Genomic DNA, 20,245 nt, shown 5'->3' with positions numbered 1-20,245 from the left:
CTCATCCCCGCCTTCCCAGTTCGGTGCCCAGCAGCAGGGCACGCAGCACCCCGACGCGCCGGTCGGGGTCGGTGACCACCGCGCGCAGCAGCACCGGCCACACCGCGGCCATGGCGGCGAGCGCCCGGGGCTCGACCGCTCCGGGGGCGTGCAGCCACACCCCGCGCAGCGCGCCCGTGTCGTCCTCGCGCACGATCAGGCCGAGGTCCACGGCCACCCGGCCGAAGTCGGCGACCACCTCGGTGAACACGTAGTCGTCACCGAGCCCCGCGGCCGCCGGCGCGACCGTCAGACCGGGCAGCGCGAGTTCCGGCAGCGCGGCGTTGAGCAGGTTGAACGTGATCCGGGTGAGGTCGCGGTCGGTCACCGCGCGCAGCGGGGCGCCCTGGTGGGCCTGCGCGTCCGCCAGGTCGGCGCGGACGCGGCGGACCAGTTCGCGGAACGACGGGTCGTCGGACAGGTCGACGCGGATCGCGAGGTGGTTGACCAGGAAACCGATCAGGTTCGCCGTCTCCGGCCGCTCCCGGCCCGCGACCGGGAAGTCGACCACGACGTCGTCGTGGCCGGAGTAGGCCGACAGCAGCACCTGGAAGGCGCTCATGAGCACGGCGAACAACGTCGCGCTCTCCGCCCGCCCCAACGCCCGCAGCGCCGCCGCCTCGCCCGGCTCCACGGTGAAGTCGGTGACCGCGCCGGTCGGCGGGGCGGGGTCCTGGTGGGCCGGCGCGGTGAAGCGCGGCGGCGGCGGCAGGTCGGCCAGCCGTACCCGCCAGTGCGCCAGGTCGGCGTCCAGGGCTCCCGCGGCGAGCCGCCGCTGCTGCCAGGCGGCGACGTCGGCGAACGCGACCGGCAACGCCGGCAGGTCGGCCTCGCGGCCCAGGACGCGCGCGGCGTAGCACCGCGACATCTCGTGCAGCAGCACGCCGTAGGACCAGTTGTCGGTGACCAGGTGGTGCATCACCTGCACCAGCACGTGCTCGCGCTCGGCCAGCCGGATCAGCACGGCCCGGACCGGCGGCTCCTGGGCGAGGGAGAAGCCGCGGTGCTCCTCGGCCAGGACCGCGCCGCGCAGGGCGGCTCGACGCGCGGCCGGCCCCAGCGCACCGAAGTCCACAATGGACAGCGGCCACGTGCCGCCCGACAGGACCTGCTGCGTCCACGCGCCGTCGCGGCGCACCACCCGGGACCGCAGCGGCTCGTGCCGGCGCACGATGTCGTCGAGCGCGGCGCGCAGGGCGTCGACGTCGAGGACGCCGGTCAGCGCGATGGCGGTAACCACGTTGTGGAACGGGTCCTCGGGCGGCAGCGGTCCGTGCTCGCACAGGTCCCGCTGGGCGAACGACAGCGGCAGCGCGGCGGAGCGGTCGGCGGCCGGGATCGGGGCGGGCCCGGCCGAGGCGTCACCGCGGCGGATGCGCTCGGCCATCGCCGCCACCGTGGTGCCGTCGAACAGCTCGCGCAGCGGCACGTGCACGCCGTGCTCAGAGCGCACCCACGCGGCCAGCTTGGTCACCAGCAGCGAGTGCCCGCCGAGGTCGAAGAAGTCGTCGTGCACGCCGACGCGCGCGACGCCCAGCAGCTCGCGCCACGCCCGCGCCACGGAGTGCTCCAGCTCGTCGCGGGGGCCGACGAACCGCTCCACCGCGCCGGCGGCGGTCGGAGCGGACAGGGCCGCGCGGTCCACCGTGCCGGCGGAGGTCAGCGGCAACTCCCCCACCACCTCGACCGCCGCCGGGACCAGGGGGTCGGGCAGCCGCTCGCCCGCCCACCGCAGCACGTCCGCGCCCGTGGTCGAACCGTCGACCGTGACGCAGGCGACCGGTTCACCGGCGCGGTCGACCAGGACCGCCGCGCGGACCGCGGGGTGCGCGTCGAGCACGGCCTCGACCCGGCTCCGATCCACCCGGAAGCCGTGCCGGCGCATCGGCTCGTCGACCCGGCCCAGCCACTCCAGGGCGCCGTCAGGGCGCACGCGCGCCAGGTCCCCGGTGCGGAACACCAGCCGGTCCGGGTCGAACGGGTGCCCGCCGAACCGGCCGCCGCCCTCGTCCCCGACCCGGCCCGCGGCCAGTCCCGCGCCGGCGACGACCAGCTCGCCGGGCGCCCCTGCGGGCACCGGTTGGTCGAACGCGTCCAGCAGCAGGACCTCGGTGTTGGCGACCGGTGCGCCGATGGGCGCGGCGCCGTCACCGTCCCGGGGGCCGCACGTCCACGCGGTCACCGCGCCGGTCGTCTCCGGGGTGCCGAAGAGGTGGTGCAGCCGGGCGTCGAGGCGGGCGGCGGCCAGCTCGCGCAGCGAGCGCGGCAACGCCTCACCGCCGCACAGCACGTGCCGCAGCGCGACGCCCTCGCCCGATGCGGGGTCGTGCAGGAACTCGCGGAGCCGGGCCGGGGTGAAGCACGCGACCGTGACGCGCTCGTCGCGGATCGTCCGCGCGGGTGACGCGTCGGCGACGACGACCGCCGCGCCCGCCACCAGCGGCCACAGCAACTCGCGCACCGCGGACTCGGCGGTCAGCGCGCCGTGCCGCACCACGCGGTCGGTCCCGTCCAGCGGGCACAGGTCCTGCAGGACCAGCACGGCGTTGCGCAGCGCGCGGTGGGGGATCATCGCGCCCGACGGGAACGCCACGAGCGCCAGGTCGTCGCCGTGCACCGGCACGCCCGGGTCGGCGTCGGACTCGGCGGACAGCCCGCCGTCGAGCTCGTCCAGGTCCACCGGCTCGACGTTGGGCGCGCCGTCGAGCACCTCGGCCGGCACACCGCCGCGGGTCAGCAACACCGACACCCCCGCCCGGTCGCAGAAGCGGGCCACCCGGTCGGCGGGCAGAGCCGGGTCCAGCGGCGCCACGGCCGCGCCGGTCCGCAGGACCGCCAGCACCGCGACCGCGGTCTCCGGCGCACGCGGCAGGCGCACGCCGACCAGCGCCCCCGCGCCGACGCCCAGGCGGCGCAGCCAGTGCGCGAGGCGGTTGGCGGCGCGGTCGAGCCCGGCGCGGTCCAGCGACCACTCCCCCGCCCGCACCGCGACCGCGTCCGGCGCGTCGAGCGCCCGGTCGCCCACGCACTCGTGCACCCAGCCCCGGTCCGGCCAGTCCCGCACCTCGCCCGCCTGCCGTCGTCCCGGGTCGGCGATCCTGACGGCGCTCAGGCGCAGGCCGGGATCGGCGGCCACGTCGGCGAGCAGCCCGGTGAACCGCTCCACCAGCTCGCGGGCGGCCGGCTCGTCGTAGAGGTCGGTGCTGTACTCCAGCTTGCCGGTCACGGCGTCGCCGTCCTCGAACAGCTCCAGCAGCAGGTCGAACTCCGCCTTGCGAGCGGGCAGGGGCATCGGCCGCACGCGCACCGGGCCGTCGTCCCACGGCGGCAGCGGCACGTTCTGGTAGGAGACCAGCACCTGGAACACCGGGGTGTGCGCCGGTGAGCGGTGCGGTCGCAGCCGCTGCACCAGCTGCTCGAACGGGATCGCCTGGTGGTCGTACGCGGCCAGGCAGACCGCCGCGACCCGGCGCAGCACCTCGGCGTAGTCCGGGTCGCCTGCCAGGTCCGTGCGCAGGGCGAGGGTGTTGAGGAAGCAGCCGACCAGCGGTTCCAGCTCGGTCAGGGTGCGGTTGGCCACCGGGGTGCCCACCACGACGTCGTGCTCGCCGGACAGCCTGGCCAGCAGCATCTTGAACGCCGCCGTCAACGCCATGAACAAGGTCGCGCCCTCGGCTCGGGACAGCTCGCGCAGCCGGGCGACCACCGCCCGCGGCAGCGTGAAGGGCACCGAGGAGCCGCGGTAGGTCTTCTCCCGCGGCCGGGGGAACGGGGTGGGCAGGCCGATCTCCGCCGGCGCGCCGGCGAGCTGCCGGGTCCAGTGCTCCACATCGGACTCCCACGCCGCGGTGCCCCCGTCGACCTGCCAGCGGGCGAAGTCGGCGTACTGCACCGGCAGCGGCGGCAGGTCCGGTCGCGCGCCGGACGCCAGCGCCGCGTACGTCCGGACGAGGTCGTGCATGAGCACGCCCATGGACCACCGGTCGCAGACGATGTGGTGGATGTTGACCAGGACCGCGGTGTCGTCGTCCGCGAACTCCAGCAGCCGCACGCGCAGCAGCGGCCCGCTCGACAGGTCGAACGGCCGGGCGACCAGCTCGGCCTCGCGCCGCTCCACTTCGGCGGGCACGTCCGCCGGGTCGGTCCCGCGCAGGTCCACCACGTCCACCTCGGGCGGCAGCTCGGCCCGCACCCGCTGCACGGGCACACCGTCGACCTCGGTGAACACCGTGCGCAGCGACTCGTGCCGCGCGACCACCTCCGCGCACGCCGCGGTGAAGACGTCGGAGCGCAACCCGCCGCGCACGCGCAACGCCGCGGAGATCACGTACGAAGCGGCGTTGGCCGAGTAGCGGTCCAGGAACCAGAACCGGCTCTGCGGGAACGCCAGCGGCACCGGGGCGGCGGGGTCGGGCCGCTTCGGCACCGCGGGCGTGGCCGAGCGGTCGATGCCCTCGGCGCGCAGCAGGCTCTCCAGGAGCTGCCGGCGCCGGGCCGAGAGGGTGAAGCGACTGGTGCTGGTCACGGTGCGGTCCTCGCGGTTGTTCGTCGTGGGCGCGGGCGGGTTCAGCGGACCGGGTCGCCGTCCAGGGCCCGCGCGACCTCGTCGTCGGACAGGCCGCTCAGGCGCACCAGCAGCTCGGCGGTCTTCACCACGGCCGCCCGGTCCGGGCCTTCGAGCAGGACGCGGGCCAGCCCTGCCACGGTCGGCTCGGCGAAGACCCGGTGCAACGGGACGTCGGCGCCGAACGCGTCGCGCAGCCGGGCCACGACGCGGGTGCTCAGCAGCGAATGGCCGCCCAGGGCGAAGAAGTCGTCGAGCACCCCGACCCGGTCCAGGTCCAGTACCTCCGCCCAGATCCCCGCCACCACCTCCTCCACCGGCGTGCGCGGCGCCACGTAGGGCGCGTCGGCCACGCGGTGCTGGTGCTCCGGCGACGGCAGCGCCTTGCGGTCGATCTTGCCGTTGGGTGTCAGCGGCAACGCGTCCAGCAAGACGTAGGCCGAGGGCAGCATGTACTCCGGCAGCCGCTCCGCCAGCGCCGCCCGCAGGGCCGGGACCAGCCGGGCCGCGCGCCGCCGGGCCGCGCCGTTGACCAACGCCTCCCACGGCACGTCCGGGGGCGCCGGGCGGGGCGGCATCGCGACGGGCACGCCGTCGACCACCCGGCGGAACACCGCGTCCACCGCGCCGTCCGGGCCGTGCGCCGACCAGTCGAGGGTCACCCGGTACCCGGTGCGCTCGGCCAGGGCGCGCAGGTCGTCCGGGTCGACCGCCGGGAGGTCCGCGGGCAGGTCGGCGACGACCTCCCCCGCGTCCGCGTCGGCCAGCCGGCGGACCAGCTCGGCGAAGGGCAGCACCCGCGCGTTGGGCACGTTCCGCACGGCCAGCACGTCGTCCCCGCCCCCGGCCAGCACCGCGCGCACCGCGCGCGGCGACAGCCGGTCGGCCGCCCAGTCCAGCGAACGGGTCCGCTCCGCCCGCGGTGCGGGCGTGCCACCGACGGTGATCACGACGTCGTAGCGGAACCGGTTCATCTCGTTGTCCGGCGAGCCGGTCTTGGGGCTGATCTCGACCCCGGTCACCCCCGGTATCCGGGCGGCCAGCGCGGTGAACAGGGCCGGGTCGACAACCAGTTCCCAGTCGTCGGCCACGGCCCGGCGCACCCTGGCGCGCACGTGCTCGGCCGGGGTGCCCGGCTCGGCGCGGGCGACGGCGACCGAGGCGTGGAACGCCTCCAGCAGCGGCAGGCTGCGCACGTCGCCCACGACCAGGGCGCCGCCGGGCGCGACGCGGGCCAGCGCCCGCTCCAGCACGTGCCGCAGGTAGTCCTCGTCGGCGAAGTACTGCACCACCGAGTTGAGCACCACGGCGTCGAACAGGCGCTCCGGCAGCCGGTCGAGGTCGTGCGCCGCGTGCTCGAACAACTCCACGCCGGCCGGCGCCACCAGGCCGGCGGCGACGTCGCGGCGCAGCTTGCCCAGCGCGACACCGGAGATGTCGGTGCCCCAGTAGCGCTCGCAGCGCGGGGCCACGCGGTGCAGCAGCATGCCGGTGCCGCAGCCGATGTCCAGCACCGACCGGGGGTCGCGGGCCAGCACCAGCTCGGCGGTGCGGTCGGCCCAGTCGCGCATCTCCTCGGCCGGGATGGGCTCGCCGGTGTAGCTGCTGTTCCAGCCGCGGACGTCCAGGGCGGCCTCGAACCGCCCGGCGGGCGCGTCCCGGTAGGCGGTGTCCCAGATGCCGCGCCACTGCTCCAGCCGCTCGACGGCGGCCGTGTCCGGTTCCCCCGGCGCGGCAGGCGTCGTCCGGTCGGGCACCACGTAGGCGATCAGGCGCTGGTCGCCGGGACGGTCCTCGCGCACGGCGACCACGGCCTCGCGCACCGCCGGCTGCCCGGCCAGCGCGGTCTCGACCTCGCCGAGCTCGACGCGGTGGCCGCGCAGCTTGACCTGGTGGTCGAGCCTGCCCAGGAACTCGATGCCCCGCGCGCCGCGGCGCACCAGGTCACCGGTGCGGTACAGCCGGCCGTAAGGGTGCTCGAGGAACCGCTGCGCGGTCAGCTCGGGCCGGTCGAGGTAGCCCAGGGCCAGCCCGTCGCCGCCGATGCACAGCTCGCCGGGCACGCCCTCGGGCACCAGCGCGCCGGCCTCGTCCAGCACGTGCAGGGACGTGTTGGCCACCGGTTCGCCCAGCGTCACGGGCCCGTCGCCGACCTCGCCGACCGACGACCAGATCGTCGTCTCGGTCGGGCCGTACATGTTCCACAGCGCCACACCGGTGGCCAGCAGCCGCCCGGCCAGCTCGCGCGGCAGCGCCTCGCCGCCGGCCAGCGCCCGGAACCCGGGCCGGGGGCGCCACCCGGCGTCCAGCAGCATCCGCCAGGTCGACGGGGTGGCCTGCGCCACCGTGGCGCCGGAGGCGTCCAGGGCCGCCGACAGCAACGCGCCGTCGGCGGCCGTCTCGCGGTCGGCCAGCACCACCCGCGCGCCCTCCACCAAGGGGAGCAGCAGCTCCAGCAACGAGATGTCGAACGCCGGCGTGGTGACGGCGAGCAGCGTGTCCGACGAGGTGATGCCGGGCCGCACGGCCATCGACCGCAGGAAGTTGCCCAGCGCGCCGTGCGGCACGCATACGCCCTTGGGACGGCCGGTGGAGCCGGAGGTGTAGATGACGTAGGCGGTGTCGGAGGGCTTGACCGGCTCGTCCACGGCGTCGTCGCCCGGTTCGGGGCGCTCCTCGTCCAGGCACACCGCCGGGACCGGCACCTCGCCCAACCGCCGCAGCACCGGCCGCTGCGTCAGCAGCACGCCCAGCCCGGAGTCGGCCAGGGTGAAGGCGATGCGCTCGGCCGGGAAGCCGGGGTCCAGGGGCAGGAAAGCCGCACCGGTCTTGAGCACTGCCAGCATCGCCACGGTCACGTCCGCGGAGCGCTCGACGCAGATGCCGACCAGCGCCCCCCGGCCCACGCCGAGGCCGCGCAGCCGGTGCGCCAGCCCGTTGGCCAGCCGGTCCAGCTCGCCGTAGGTCAGCTCGGTCCCGCCCGCCCGCAGGGCCGGCGCACCGGGGGTGCGCGCGGCCCGCAGGGCGAAGCGCCGGTGGACCGCCAGGGGCTCCGGCCACTCGGTCCGCGGCACCTCCCCGAGGCGGCGCAGCCGGTCCTCCTCCGCCGCGTCGAGCATCCGGACCCGGCCCACGGGCAGGTCGGGATCGGCGAGCAGCTGCTCCAGCAGCACGGCCAGGTGCGCCGACATGCGCTCCACGGTCGCCGCGTCGAACAGGTCGCTGTTGTACTCGAACCAGCCGTCGAGGCCGTCGGGCCGGTCGAACACCTGCAGTTCCAGGTCGAACCGGGCGGTGGCGCTGCGCACCGGCACCGGCTCCACCCGCAGCCCCACGTCGGAGAAGTCGGGCAGGGCGATGTTCTGGAACAGGAACGACACCTGGAAGATCGGCGTGCGGGACCTGTCCCGGGCCGGGCGCAGCTCCTCGACCAGCCGCTCGAACGGCACCTCCTGGTGGGCGTAGGCGCCCAGGCAGGTCCGCCGGACCCGGCCGACCAGTTCGCGGAACGACGGTTCGCCGGACAGGTCGGCGCGCAGCGCCAGGGTGTTGGTGAACAGGCCGATCAGCCCTTCGACCTCCCGTCGGCCGCGGCCGGCCACGGGCGTGCCGACGACGATGTCCTCCTCGCGGCTGTAGCGGTGCAGCAGCACCAGGAACGCCGCGAGCACGGCCATGAACGGCGTCGCGCCCTCGTGCCGGGCCAGCTCCCGCAGCCGCGCCATGACCGGCGCCGGCGCCGCGAACGGTCGGGAATCGCCGCGCGTGGACCGCACGGGCGGCCTCGGCCGGTCGGTGGGCAGCTCCAGCGCCGCCGGCGCGCCCGCCAGGGTGGCGGTCCAGTAGTCCAGGTCGGCCGCGAGGCCGTCACCGTCGAGCCGCTTGCGCTGCCAGGCGCTGAAGTCGGCGTACTGCACCGGCAGGTCGGGCAGGGCCGGCTCGGCGCCGGTGCTCAGCGCGCCGTAGAGGGCGATCAGCTCGCCGAACGCCACCGAGGTCGACCACAGGTCGCCGACGATGTGGTGCATGGTCATCAGCAGCACGTGCTCGTCCGGGGCCAGCCGCAGGAACCGCATCCGCAGCAGCGGGCCCTTGCCGAGGTCGAACGGACGGGCGAACTCCGCGCGGGCCAGCTCCTCCACGCCCGCCGCGCCGTCCGGGCCGTGCAGGTGGGGGCAGTCGACCAGGGTGATGTCGATCTCCCCGCGCTCGGCGACGACCTGCACGGGCGCGCCGTCGACCTCCTCGAAGGTGGTGCGCAGCACCTCGTGCCGCCGGACCACCTCGGCGCAGCAGCGCCGCCACACCTCCAGGTCGAGCGCGCCGTGCACGCGCAGCGCGCCGGGCACGTTGTAGGCGGCGTCGCCGGGGCTGAGCCGGTCCAGGAACCACATCCGCTGCTGCGCGAACGACACCGGGAACCGCCGCACGGACCGCCGCCGCGTCAACCGCTCGGCCAGCAGGGCCCGCTTCTGCGCGGGCGACAGGCCGCTCAGGTCGGTGGTGCTCATGGGGCCACGCTCCTTCCGCACCCCTGGTGGACGGGGGTCGTCATGTCCCGGTCCGAGGGCCGTCGCAACGCACTCATGCCAGGTCCTCCTGCTCCCGGTTCTCCCGCGCCAGCAGGTCGAGCAGCATCGCCTCGACCTCGGCGTCGGACAGCTCGTCCACGCCGGCGCGCTCGTCCCGGCTCAGCACCTCGATGACCTCGTGGTCGTGCCGGTCGCCGGCGTCCAGCAGGGCGGCGGTCGCGGCCACGGTGGGGTGGTCGAAGAACCGGCGCAGGTCCGGCGCGGCGCCGAACCGGCCCTGGAGCTTCGCGCCGATCTGGACCGCGGCCAGGGAGTGCCCGCCCAGGGCGAAGAAGTCGTCGTGCACGCCCACCCGGTCCAGGCCCAGCACCTCCTGCCACACCTCCGCCACGGCCTGCTCGGCGGGCGTGCCCGGCGGGGCGTAGGGGGTGTCCAGGTCCGGTCGCGGGTGCGTGCCGACCGGCGGCGCGACCGCCCCCGCCTCCCGGGCCAGCAGCTCGGGGGTGACGGTCCGGGCCAGCGCCAGCAGCTCGCCCGGCTCGGCGTGCGCGACCACGAGCCGGTCGGGCAGCTCCGCCGCCTCGCAGATGCGGGCGAAGGCGGCGACCGCGTCCCGCGCCGCCATCCCCTCGCCCAGCGCGCGCAGCACGCCTCCGGTCGGGGCGGGTTCGGCCGCGACGGCCTCGGCCACCTTCGCCCGCAGCGCGCCGAGGTCGTTGACCCGCTTGATGGTGAAGCCCTCGATGCGGGCCAGCGCCCGCCCGTCCGGGGCGTAGATCTCGGTGTCGCAGGTCAGCGTCTCGCCGGAGTCGCCGGAGTCGTGCAGCCGCACGAAGCAGTGGACGGTGTCGGTCAGGGCGGCGTCCACCCGCAGCTTCCGGTAGGTGAACGGCAGGTAGAACACGTCACGGGCGTGGATGCGCGCGGAGGCGCCGGCCACGTCGAGCAGCGCCGGGTGCAGGCCGTACTCGGCGGTGTCGCCGGCGAACCGCTCGTCCAACCGCAACGTGACCAGCAGCCCCCGGTCCCCGACGCGGATCTCGCGCAGGCACTGCCAGCGCGGGCCGAACGCGAACTCCAGCGGACCGCCCCGCTCGACCAGGTCGAGCTTGAAGCGGCGCTTGATCTCCTCCGGGTGGTCGACCACCTCGGCCGGGCCGACCCGGCGCAGCAGCTCCGCCAGGTCGCGGGCCGGCGGCGGCTCGGGGGCGCCGAAGGACACCGACCCGGCGGCGTGCTCCTGCCACGTGTCGCCGTCGCGGCTGCGCACGGTGAACCGCCCGCCGCCGTCGCGCTCCTCGACGGTCGTGTAGAGCACGCGGCTGCGCCCGTCGGGGACGATGACGGGCGCGGCGAACACGACCCCGCCCAACTCGACCGCCCGGCCCGCGGCCCGGTGCGCCACGGCGGCGCGGACGAGTTCCAGGTACGTGGTGCCGGGCACGAGGCCCGCGCCCATGATCCGGTGGTCGTCGACCACCCAGTGGTCGGAGGTCACCTCGGTGCGGTAGGTGCGGGAGGTCCCCGACTCGGCGACCAGGTGCTGCAGCAGCGGGTGGCCGACCGGTTCGCCGAGGTCCTCGCCGCCCAGCGCCGCGGTCAACCCGGCGGCCATGCCCACGCCCCGCCAGGTGTCCCAGGCGATCGACCACACCGGCGCGCCCTCGGCGCGCTTGGCCTGGGCGAAGGCGTCCAGATAGGCGTTGGCCGCGCAGTAGTCGCTCTGGCCGGGACCGCCGAGCAGGGAGGTCAGCGACGAGCACAGCAGCAGGAAGTCCAGCCCGTCGCCGCAGGCCCGGTCCAGCGCGAGCGCGCCGCGGGTCTTGGCCGCCAGCACCGCGTCGGCGTCGGCCCGGGTCTTGCCCGCGATCACGCCGCGCGAGGGCACGCCGGCGGCGTGGACGACGCCGTGCAGGCCGCCCAGCCGCGCGCGCAGGTCGGCGACCAGCGCGGTGACCGCGACCTCGTCGGTGACGTCGGCGGTCGGCGCCTCCACCCGCGCGCCCAGGTCCCGCAACCGCGCGACGGCACGGGCGCGGCCGCCGGTCGCGTCGCCGTCCACGCCGGTGCGGCTGAGCAGCACCAGCACCGGTTCCCGGACCGCGCCCGCGATGTGCTCGGCCAGCGCGACCCCGACGCCGCCGAGCCCGCCGGTGATCAGGTAGACGCCGCCGTCGCGCAGCCGCGAGCCGCCACGCGTCAGCGGCACGGCGTCGAAGTCGCGCACCCACCAGTGCCGGCCCCGCAGCGCCAGGTCGCCCTCGGCGGTGGGACGGGTCAGCACCGCGGTCAGCGCGTCGGCCGGCGGCACGCCGGTGACGTCGAGGGTCCGCACGGACACCCCCGGGACCTCCTGCGGGATCACCGTGGTGGCGCCCAGCAGCGTCGCGTGCTCCGGCCGCAGCGCCTCGTCGCCGGTCACCGCGTGCAGGCCGCGCGACAGCACGTCGAGCCGCACCGGGACGGCGGCCCGCGCGATGCCCTGGGCCAGGGTCAGGAGGCTGTCGAAGCCCACCGCGCGGGCGCGGTCCAGCCGGGCGGCGCCCGACAGGCCGGGCTCGTCCTCGCCGGTGCTCCAGGCGTGCACGAGGCGGACCGGCCGGCCCGCCTCGGCCAGCGCGGTCACCAGTGCGGCGGCGTGGTCGAGGTTGGCCGGGTCGACGGTCCAAGCCCCCGCACCGCGCTCCAGCGCCCTTCCCGCCACGACCCGGACCACCGGCGCACCGCGGTGCGCCAGCAGGTCGGCCACCGCCGCGCCCACGGGCAGGTCCGCGCCCAGCACGGCCCAGGCGGCGTCGACGACCGGTTCCGCGTCACCGGTGGGGAACGGCAGCCGCCGCCACCCCGACGCGTAGAACCAGTCGCGCCCCGGCGCGGGCGCGGCGACCGGGCGGTCGCCGTCCGGCTCGACCCAGTAGCGCTGCCGCTGGAAGGCGTAGCCGGGCAGCGCGACGGTGCGGCGCCCGGACCCGGCGGCGCCGGCGGTCCAGTCCACCGGCACACCCGCGCCCCACAGCCGGGCCTGCGCGGCGAGCAGGTGCTCGCGGTCGTCGAGGTTTTCGTCGGGGTGGCGCAGCGACGAGACCGCCGTGTGGGTCTCTCGCCAGGCGACGTGGTCGCGGGCGAAGTTGACCAGGGTGTGACCGGGACCGACCTCCAGCAGCACGGCGCCCGGATCTGCCAGCACCACGTCGAGCGCGTCGCCGAAGCGCACCGCCGCGCGCAGGTGCCGCCCCCAGTAGGCGGGATCGGTGGCCTGCTCGGCGGTGATCCACGTGCCGGTCACGTTGGACAGGAACGGCACGGTCGGCGCCGACAGGGTGACCCGGCGCACCTCGGCGGTGAAGGGCTCGACCGCGGCGTCCATGCTCGGCGAGTGGAACGCGTGCGAGGTGCGCAACTCCCGGCACGGCACACCGGCCACGGTGAGCCGCCGCCGCAGTTCGGCGATGGCGGCGGAGTCGCCGGAGACGGTGGTCAGCCCGGAGGAGTTCACCGCCGCCACGCACAGCCCGTCCTGACCGGCGAGGACGTCGAGCACGTCCGCCTCGGGCAGGAAGACGCCCAGCATGGCCCCGGGCGGCATCGACCGCGCCAGCCGGCCGCGCGCGGCCACCAGGCGCACCGCGTCCGGCAGCGAGAACACCCCGGCCAGGCAGGCGGCGACGTACTCGCCGACGCTGTGCCCCGCCATCGCGGTGGGCCGGACCCCGCGCGAGTGCCACAGCCGCGCCAGGGCGTACTCGACGGCGAACAGCGCGGGCTGGGTGACGTCGGTCAGGGCGAGCCGCGCGGCGGCCTCGTCGGCCCGCTCCGGCGGCGCCAGGACCAGCGCGCGCAGGTCCTCGCCCAGGTGCGGGGCGAACAGCTCGGCGCAGCGGTCCAGCTCGGCGGCGAACACCGGCTCGTGGGCGTGCAGGTCGCGGCCCATGCCGACGTGCTGCGCGCCCTGGCCGGGGAACAGGAACGCCACCCCGGGGTTCTCGGCGGCGGTCCAGGAGTCGGCCGGGGTGATCCGGCGCAACGCGGCCACGGCCTGCGCGGTGTCGCGGGACACCACGGCCTGTCGGTGCCCGAACGCGCGCCGGCGGGTGGCCAGGGTGTGCGCGGCGGCGGCCAGCGGGGTGCCCGGCTGGGCCTGGAGGTGGTCGGCCAGCCGGTGGGCGTTGTCGGCCACCGCCCGCGGGGTCCGGCCGGACACCACCAGCGCGTGGTACCCGGCGGCGGCCTCGGGGGCGGGCCCGGCGGGGAGCGGCGCTTCCTCCAGCACGACGTGGGCGTTGGTGCCGCCGATGCCGAACGAGCTGACCCCGGCCCGGCGCGGGGTCCGGCCGCGGGGCCACGGCAAGGGCTCGGTGTTGACGAAGAACGGGCTCCGGGCCAGGTCCAACGCCTCGTTGGGGCCCGCGTAGCCGACCAGCGGGGGAATGGACCCGCGGTCGAGCACGAGTGCCGCCTTGATCAGGGCGGTGACGCCCGCGGCGGCGTCGAGGTGGCCGACGTTGGCCTTGACCGCGCCCAGGGCGCAGTAGCCGGTGTCGGCGGTGTGCTCGCGGTAGGCGCGGCTGAGCGCGGCGATCTCGATCGGGTCACCCAACGCGGTCCCGGTGCCGTGCGTCTCGACGTAGCCGATGGTGGAGGCGTCCACGCCGGCCACGGCCAGCGCCTCCGCGATCACCTCGGCCTGCCCGTCCACGCCGGGCGCGGTGTAGCCCGCCTTCAGCGAGCCGTCGTTGTTGATCGCGGAGCCCCGGATGACGGCGACGACGGCGTCGCCGTCGTCGAGGGCGTCGGCCAGCCTGCGCAGCACGACCACGCCGACGCCGTTGCCCGCCACCGTGCCGTCCGAGTCGGCGGAGAACGGCCGGCAGTGCCCGTCGGCGGACATGATGCCGCCCGGCTCGTGCAGGTACCCGCCCGCCAGCGGCACCGACACCGACACCCCGCCCGCGATGGCGGTGTCGCACTCGCCGCTGAGCAGGCTCTGGCAGGCCAGGTGCACCGCGGTGAGCGAGGTCGAGCACGCCGTCTGCACGGTCAGCGCCGGTCCCCGCAGGTCCAGCTGGTAGGCCACCCGGGTGGCCAGGAAGTCCTTGTCGGACGCCAGCAGCGTGCGGTAGGGGCCGGTCGAGTCGTAGAGCCGCCGGTTGCCCATCACGTTGAACAGCAGGTAGGAGTTCATGCTCGTGCCCGCGAAGACGCCGATGCGGCCGGTGCTCGCGGCCGGGTCGCACCCGGCGGACTCCAACGCCGTCCAGGCGCACTCCAGGAAGACCCGGTGCTGGGGGTCCATCAGCTCCGCTTCGCGCGGGCTGTAGCCGAAGAACGCCGCGTCGAACCGGTCGGCGCCCTCCAGCACGCCCTTGGCGGGGACGTAGCCCGGCCGCGCGGCCTCGGCCGGGTCCACACCGGACTCGGCCAGCCGGTCGGCGGTCAGGGTCGAGATCGTCTCCCGGCCGCCCTGGAGGTTGCGCCAGAACTGCTCGACGTCGTCGGCGCCGGGGAAGCGCCCGGCCATGCCGGTGATCGCGATCCGGTCGGCCACGTCGGCCGAGTCGGCTGCGCGGGCCGAGCCGGTCACGCCGGTCGGGTCGGGTGCGGGGGCCGAGCTCGTCGCGCCGGTACCGCCGGCCGCGCCGGGCGCATTCCCCCCGCCGGTCACGTCAGCCGTGCCGGCCGAACGCGTCGCGCCGGTCCCGTGAGCTGTGCCGGTGCCGCCGGTCACGCCGCTCGTGTCGGTCGTGGCGGTGGTCGCCGTGGTTCGGGTCGTGTCGGCCATGTCGGTCACCTCCCATTCCGCGAACGCGCCCTGCGGTCGGCCGCCCGTCCGCGCCCCTCACGGGCCTGCCTGCGGGCCTCGGCTCGGGCCGCCCCGGCCAACGCGGGCGCGTCCCCGTCGCGCGCCAGGTGCTCGGCCAGCGCCGCGACCGTCGGGTACTGGAACAGCTCCACCATCGACACGTCCCGGCCCAGGGCCTCGACCAGCGCCGCCCGCACCCGGGCCAGCGCCAGCGAGTGGCCGCCGAGGTCGAAGAAGTTGTCGTGCGCGCCGACCCGGTCGACGGAGAGCACGTCGCACCACAGCCGCGCGATGGTCGCCGGCAGGCCCTCCCCCGGCGCGACGAACGCCGTGGCCACCTCGGGTCGGGCGCCGTCCGGCTCGGGCAGCGCGGCGTGGTCGAGCTTGCCGTTGGGGGTCAGCGGGATCGCCGGCAGCGGCACGAACACCGAGGGCACCGCGTAGTCGGGCACCCTTTCGCGCAGGTGGGCGGTCAGCTCGACGGCGGGCACGGCGCGCACGGCGACCAGGTACGCCACCAGGCGGTCGCCCCGGACCACCGCCACCGCCTCGGTCACGTCCGGGTGCTCGGCCAGCGCGGAGCCCACCTCGCCGAGCTCGACGCGGAACCCGCGCAGCTTCACCTGGTCGTCCAGCCGCCCCAGGTACTCCACCGCGCCGTCGGACCGCTGCCGCGCCCGGTCGCCGGTCTTGTAGAGCCTGCCCAGGGGGTGCTCCACGAACCGCTCGGCGGTCAGCGCGGGCCGGCCCAGGTACCCGCGGGCGAGGTTGCGGCCGGCGATGTGCAGCTCACCGGCCACGCCGGTGGGCACCGGGCGCAGGCGGTCGTCCAGGACGTGCACACCCGTGTTGGCGATGGGGAAGCCGATCGGCACCGGGCGCGGGTCGCCGTCGCGGCGGCACCGCCAGTGGGTGACGTCGATGGCGGCCTCGGTGGGCCCGTAGAGGTTGTGCAGCTCGGCGGAGCTGCGTGCGAAGAACCGCTCCTGGGTGGCGCGGGGCAGCGCCTCGCCGCTGCAGATCACCCGCCGCAGCGACGTGCACTCCTCCAGACCGGGTTCGCCCAGCACCACCTGGAGCATCGACGGCACGAAGTGCAGCGTCGTGATGCGCTCGGACCGGATCAGCTCGATGAGGCGACCGCTGTCGCGGTGCGCGTCGGGTGGGGCGACGACCAGCGTCGCGCCCGACATCAGCGGCCAGAAGAACTCCCACACCGACACGTCGAAGGAGAACGGCGTCTTCTGGAGCACCCGGTCGTCCGGGCCGAGCCGGTAGGCGTCCTGCATCCACAGCAGCCGGTTGCGGATGGCCGCGTGGACGTTCATCACGCCCTTGGGCCTGCCCGTGGAACCGGAGGTGTAGATGACGTAGGCCAGGTCCTCGCCGTCGACGGCGACGCCGGGATCGGTGTCGGGCTCGCCGGACAGGTCCAGCTCCTCCACGCACAGCGCCTCCGCCGCGGTGGGGGGAAGCCCGTCCACCACGTCCCGGCGGGTCAGCAGCACCGGCGCGGCGGCGTCGTCCAGCATGTGCGCCAGCCGTGCCCGCGGGTAGGCCGGGTCCAGCGGCAGGTACGCGCCGCCCGCCTTGAGCACGGCCAGCAGGCTGACCACCAGTTCGAGGGAACGCGGCACGCTCACCGCGACCGGCACGTCCCGGCCGACGCCGCCGCGGACCAGGCGGTGCGCCAGCCGGTTGGCCCACCGGTCCAGTTCGGCGTAGGTCAGCGAGCGGCCCTCGAAGCGCACCGCCTCGGCGTCCGGGGTGGCGCGGGCCTGCTCGGCGACGCGCTCGTGCACCAGACCGACACCCGGCCACTCCCGGCTGGGCCCGGCGCCGGCCGCCAGCACCCGCTCGCGCTCGGCGCCGTCGAGCAGTTCCAGGCTCGCCACGGTCGTCGCGGGGTCGTCCACGACCTGCTCGACCAGCCGGCGGAAGCACCGGGCCAGGCCGGCCACCGAGGTCTCCTCGAACAGGTCGCTGTCGTACTCGAACCAGCCGGTGAGCCGGCCCTCGTCGTCGGAGAAGAACTGCAGCTCCAGGTCGAAGCGGGCGCCGCGGGCGCGCAGCGGCACCCGGCTGATCGACACGCCGGCCATCTCCAGGGCGGGCAGGGGGTCGCCCTGGTAGGACAGGCCCACCTGGAACACCGGTGAGCGGCTCAGGTCGCGCGGACGGCGCTGGTCCTCGACGATCCGCTCGAACGGCACGTCCTGGCGGGCGTAGGCGGCCAGGCAGGACGCGCGCACGGAGGCGAGCACGGCGTCGAAGGTCGGGTCCCCGGCCAGGTCGGTGCGCACCGGCAGGGTGTTGACGAAGAACCCGATGAGCGACTCCACCTCGGGCCGGGTGCGGTTGGCGGTCGGGACGCCGACCACGACGTCGGTCTGGCCGGTCCAGCGGTGCAGCAGGACCTGGAGCACCGCGAGCAGCGCCATGTACGGGGTGGCGCGGTGCTGCCTGGCCACCGCGCCCAGCCCCGCCATCAGCGCGGCGGGCAGCTCGAAGGGCACCGAACCGCCGTTGAACCCCTGCACCGCCGGCCGGGGGCGGTCGGTGGGCAGCTCCAGCGCCGCGGGCGCGCCCTCCAGGTGCCGCCGCCAGTAGTCCAGGTCGCCGGCGGCGCGCTCGTTCTGCCAGACGGCGAAGTCGCCGTACTGGATGGCCGGCGGCGGCAGCGACGAGGGCCGGCCGGCGGTGAACGCGGCGTAGAGCGCCGACAGCTCGGAGACGAACACGCCGACCGACCGGCCGTCGGAGACCAGGTGGTGGGTGGCCACCGCCAGCACCCGGTCCCGCTCGCCCAGCCTCAGCAGCCGCAGGCGCAGCAGCGGGCCGGTGGTCAGGTCGAACGGCTCCGCCAGCTCGGCGGCGATCCGCTGCTCCAACGCCTCGCCCTCGACGTCCTGCCCGCGCAGGTCCACCTCCGTCACCGGCACGTCCACGGCCGGGTGGACGACCTGCACCGGCATGCCGCCACGCAGCTCGAAGGTCGTGCGCAGGGCCTCGTGGCGGCGCACGATCCCGGCCACGGCGGCCCGCAGCACGTCGACGTCCAGCGTGCCGCGCAGGCGCAGCGCCGCCGGGATGACGTAGGCCGGGTTGCCCGGCCGCACCTGTTCGAGGAACCAGATCCCGCGCTGCGCCACCGACAGCGGGAAGGTGTTCTCGACCATGCCGCGTTCGCGCATCAGCTCCTCGAACAGGGCCCGCTTGTGCTCGGGCAACGCGGCCAGCGCCATCCGCAGGTCGGTCACGTCAGCTCCTCTCGCCGGTCGGGGCCGCGGTCGCGGCGGTCGGCCCGGTGCCGTTCGTGCCGGGGACGTCCGGGCCGGGGCTCGTCGAGCCACCGTTTCGCGAACCGGGGACGTTCGCGCCGCGGGTCCCGGAGCCGGGGCCGTCCGGACCGCCGTTGGCCGAACCGGGACCATCCGGGCCGCGGATCCCTGAGCCGGGGCCGCTCGTGCCGGGGCGGTTCCTGACAGGGCCGTTCGTGCCGGAGTCGTTCGTGTCGGGATTCGTGGAGCCGGGGTCGTCCGGCATCCGGGCCAGCTCGGCCAGCAGCCGCGCGGCGGCGTCCTCGACCCGTTCGACCCGCCTGATGGGGCCGTCGTCGGGCCGGTCGCCGCCGGAGTCGGCCAGGTGCCCGGTGATCCGGTCGACCAGGTCGCGGGCGGTGGCGCCGTCGAGGAACGCCGAAATGGGCAGCGACACCCCCAGCGCGCCCTCGATCTCGTTCTTCAGCTCCACCGCCATCAGCGAGTCCACGCCGAGGTCGAACAGCGGCTGGTCGGGATCCGGCGGCGTGCGCGAACCGAGCGTGGCGGCGAGGCTGAGCGCCAGCCGCGCGGTCAGCAGGGGCGCGCGCTCGGCCGTCGGCAGCGCGGCCAGCTCGTCGCGGGTGGGCAGCACGCGGGCGCGGCGGGCGACGGGACGGGGTTCGCCCGCCGGCGCGTCGACCAGCTCGGCCAGCAACACCGAACCGGAGACCTGCTGGTAGCGCCGCCCCCACTCCTCCCAGTCGACCGGGATGACGGCGAGCTGGGCGACGTCGTGGGCGGGCAGCCGGTGGAAGGCCCGCAGCGCCTGCGCGGGCGTCAGCGTGCCCATGCCGCGGCTGAGGCCGGGGGTGGCCTCGGCCTCGCGGGCGGCCAGGCCGGTGTCGCGCCAGATGCCCCAGTTGACGCTGACCGCCGGCCGGCCGTGCGCCCGGCGCAGGTGCGCCAAGGCGTCGAGGAAGGCGTTGGCCGCGGCGTAGGCGCTGAAGAAGGGCGAGCCGAGGACGGCGCTGGTCGACGAGAACAGCACGAAGAAGTCCAGGTCGCGCTCGCCGAGGCAGCGGTGCAGCACCCACGCGCCCAGCGCCTTGGGGCGCAGGTGCCAGTCGAGCACCTCGGCGGTCAGCTCCGGCAGCGGCACGACGTCGCCCACGCCGGCGGCGTGCACGACGCCGCGGATCGGCGGCCGGCCCTCGCGTTCGTGGCGGTCCAGGAACTCCCGGACCCGGCCGGCGTCGGCGATGTCGAGCGATTCCAGGTGCACCGCCGCGCCCAGGGACTCCAGCTCGCGGACGGCCGCCACGCGGGGGTCGTCGGACAGCTCGGCCCACCGCCCGCGCGGTGGCAGCGGCGTGCGGCCCAGCAGCACGAGCCGGCGGGCGCCGGCGACCACCGCCGAGCGGGCCACGGCCAGGCCGAGGCCGCCCAGGCCGCCGGTGATCAGGTAGGTGCCGTCCGGCCGCCAGTCGAACCCGGCGGCACCGGCGGGCTCGACGCCCTCGGCGCGGACCAGCCGGGCGAGGTGGCGCTGTCCGTCGCGCAACGCCACCTGGTCCTCTCCGGGGCCGCGGCCGATCTCGTCGAGCAACGCGCCCGCGGCGGTGTCGGGGGTCGCCGCCGGGTCCAGGTCGAGCAGGCCGCCCCAGATGCCGGAGTGCTCCTGGCGCACCGAGCGGCCCAGCCCCCACAGCGTCGAGCCGGAGACCCCGGGCACCTCGCCGTCGAGGGCCACCGCGCCGCGGGTGACCAGCCACAGCCGGGCCGGAACGGCCGCGCCGACCAGTGCCCGCACGGCGTGCACGGCGTCGGCGCAGGCGTCCCGCTCTGCGTCGAGCAGGTCGTCCGGGCCCGCCGCCCCGGCGTCCAGGCCCCACAGGTGCACCACCGTCACTTCGTCGTCGCCCACGTCGAGCCCGCCCAGCAGGCGGGTGAGGTCGGCGGGGTGGTCGCCGGGGGCCGGGGGGGGGGGGCCCGCCGGGGCGGGTCGCTAGCCGCGCCCACCCGCCCCACGGCGGCGGCCCCCCCCGGG

Annotated in this window: 5 protein-coding genes; all 5 read right to left on the bottom strand. The window is 76.3% G+C overall.

Annotation, left to right across the window (positions count from 1 at the left end):
- Nucleotide 1 precedes the first annotated feature (1 nt).
- Nucleotides 2-4,564 carry a condensation domain-containing protein gene (locus ACFXGA_RS27870; RefSeq protein WP_378092796.1) on the bottom strand — a complete coding sequence of 1,521 codons (4,563 nt, stop codon included), beginning with the start codon at nucleotides 4,562-4,564 and terminating at the stop codon, nucleotides 2-4.
- Nucleotides 4,565-4,605: 41 nt separating this feature from the next.
- Complete coding sequence (locus tag ACFXGA_RS27865; protein ID WP_378092794.1) at nucleotides 4,606-9,114, bottom strand: amino acid adenylation domain-containing protein; 4,509 nt, start codon at nucleotides 9,112-9,114, stop codon at nucleotides 4,606-4,608.
- Between the two features lie 73 nt (nucleotides 9,115-9,187).
- Nucleotides 9,188-14,914 carry an SDR family NAD(P)-dependent oxidoreductase gene (locus ACFXGA_RS27860; protein ID WP_378092792.1) on the bottom strand — a complete coding sequence of 1,909 codons (5,727 nt, stop codon included), beginning with the start codon at nucleotides 14,912-14,914 and terminating at the stop codon, nucleotides 9,188-9,190.
- Nucleotides 14,915-14,919: 5 nt separating this feature from the next.
- Complete coding sequence (locus tag ACFXGA_RS27855; protein ID WP_378092790.1) at nucleotides 14,920-18,195, bottom strand: amino acid adenylation domain-containing protein; 3,276 nt, start codon at nucleotides 18,193-18,195, stop codon at nucleotides 14,920-14,922.
- A 1-nt stretch (nucleotide 18,196) separates the two neighbouring features.
- Nucleotides 18,197-20,122: an SDR family NAD(P)-dependent oxidoreductase gene (locus tag ACFXGA_RS27850; protein ID WP_378092788.1), complete on the bottom strand. Its 1,926-nt coding sequence runs from the start codon at nucleotides 20,120-20,122 to the stop codon at nucleotides 18,197-18,199.
- Nucleotides 20,123-20,245: the final 123 nt, after the last annotated feature.

The organism is Actinosynnema sp. NPDC059335 (genome assembly GCF_042752395.1).
In the GTDB taxonomy this organism is placed as follows: Bacteria; Actinomycetota; Actinomycetes; order Mycobacteriales; family Pseudonocardiaceae; genus Actinosynnema.
The sequence above is the reverse complement of the archived record's forward strand: the minus strand, read 5'-3'. Positions and strand labels throughout refer to the sequence as shown.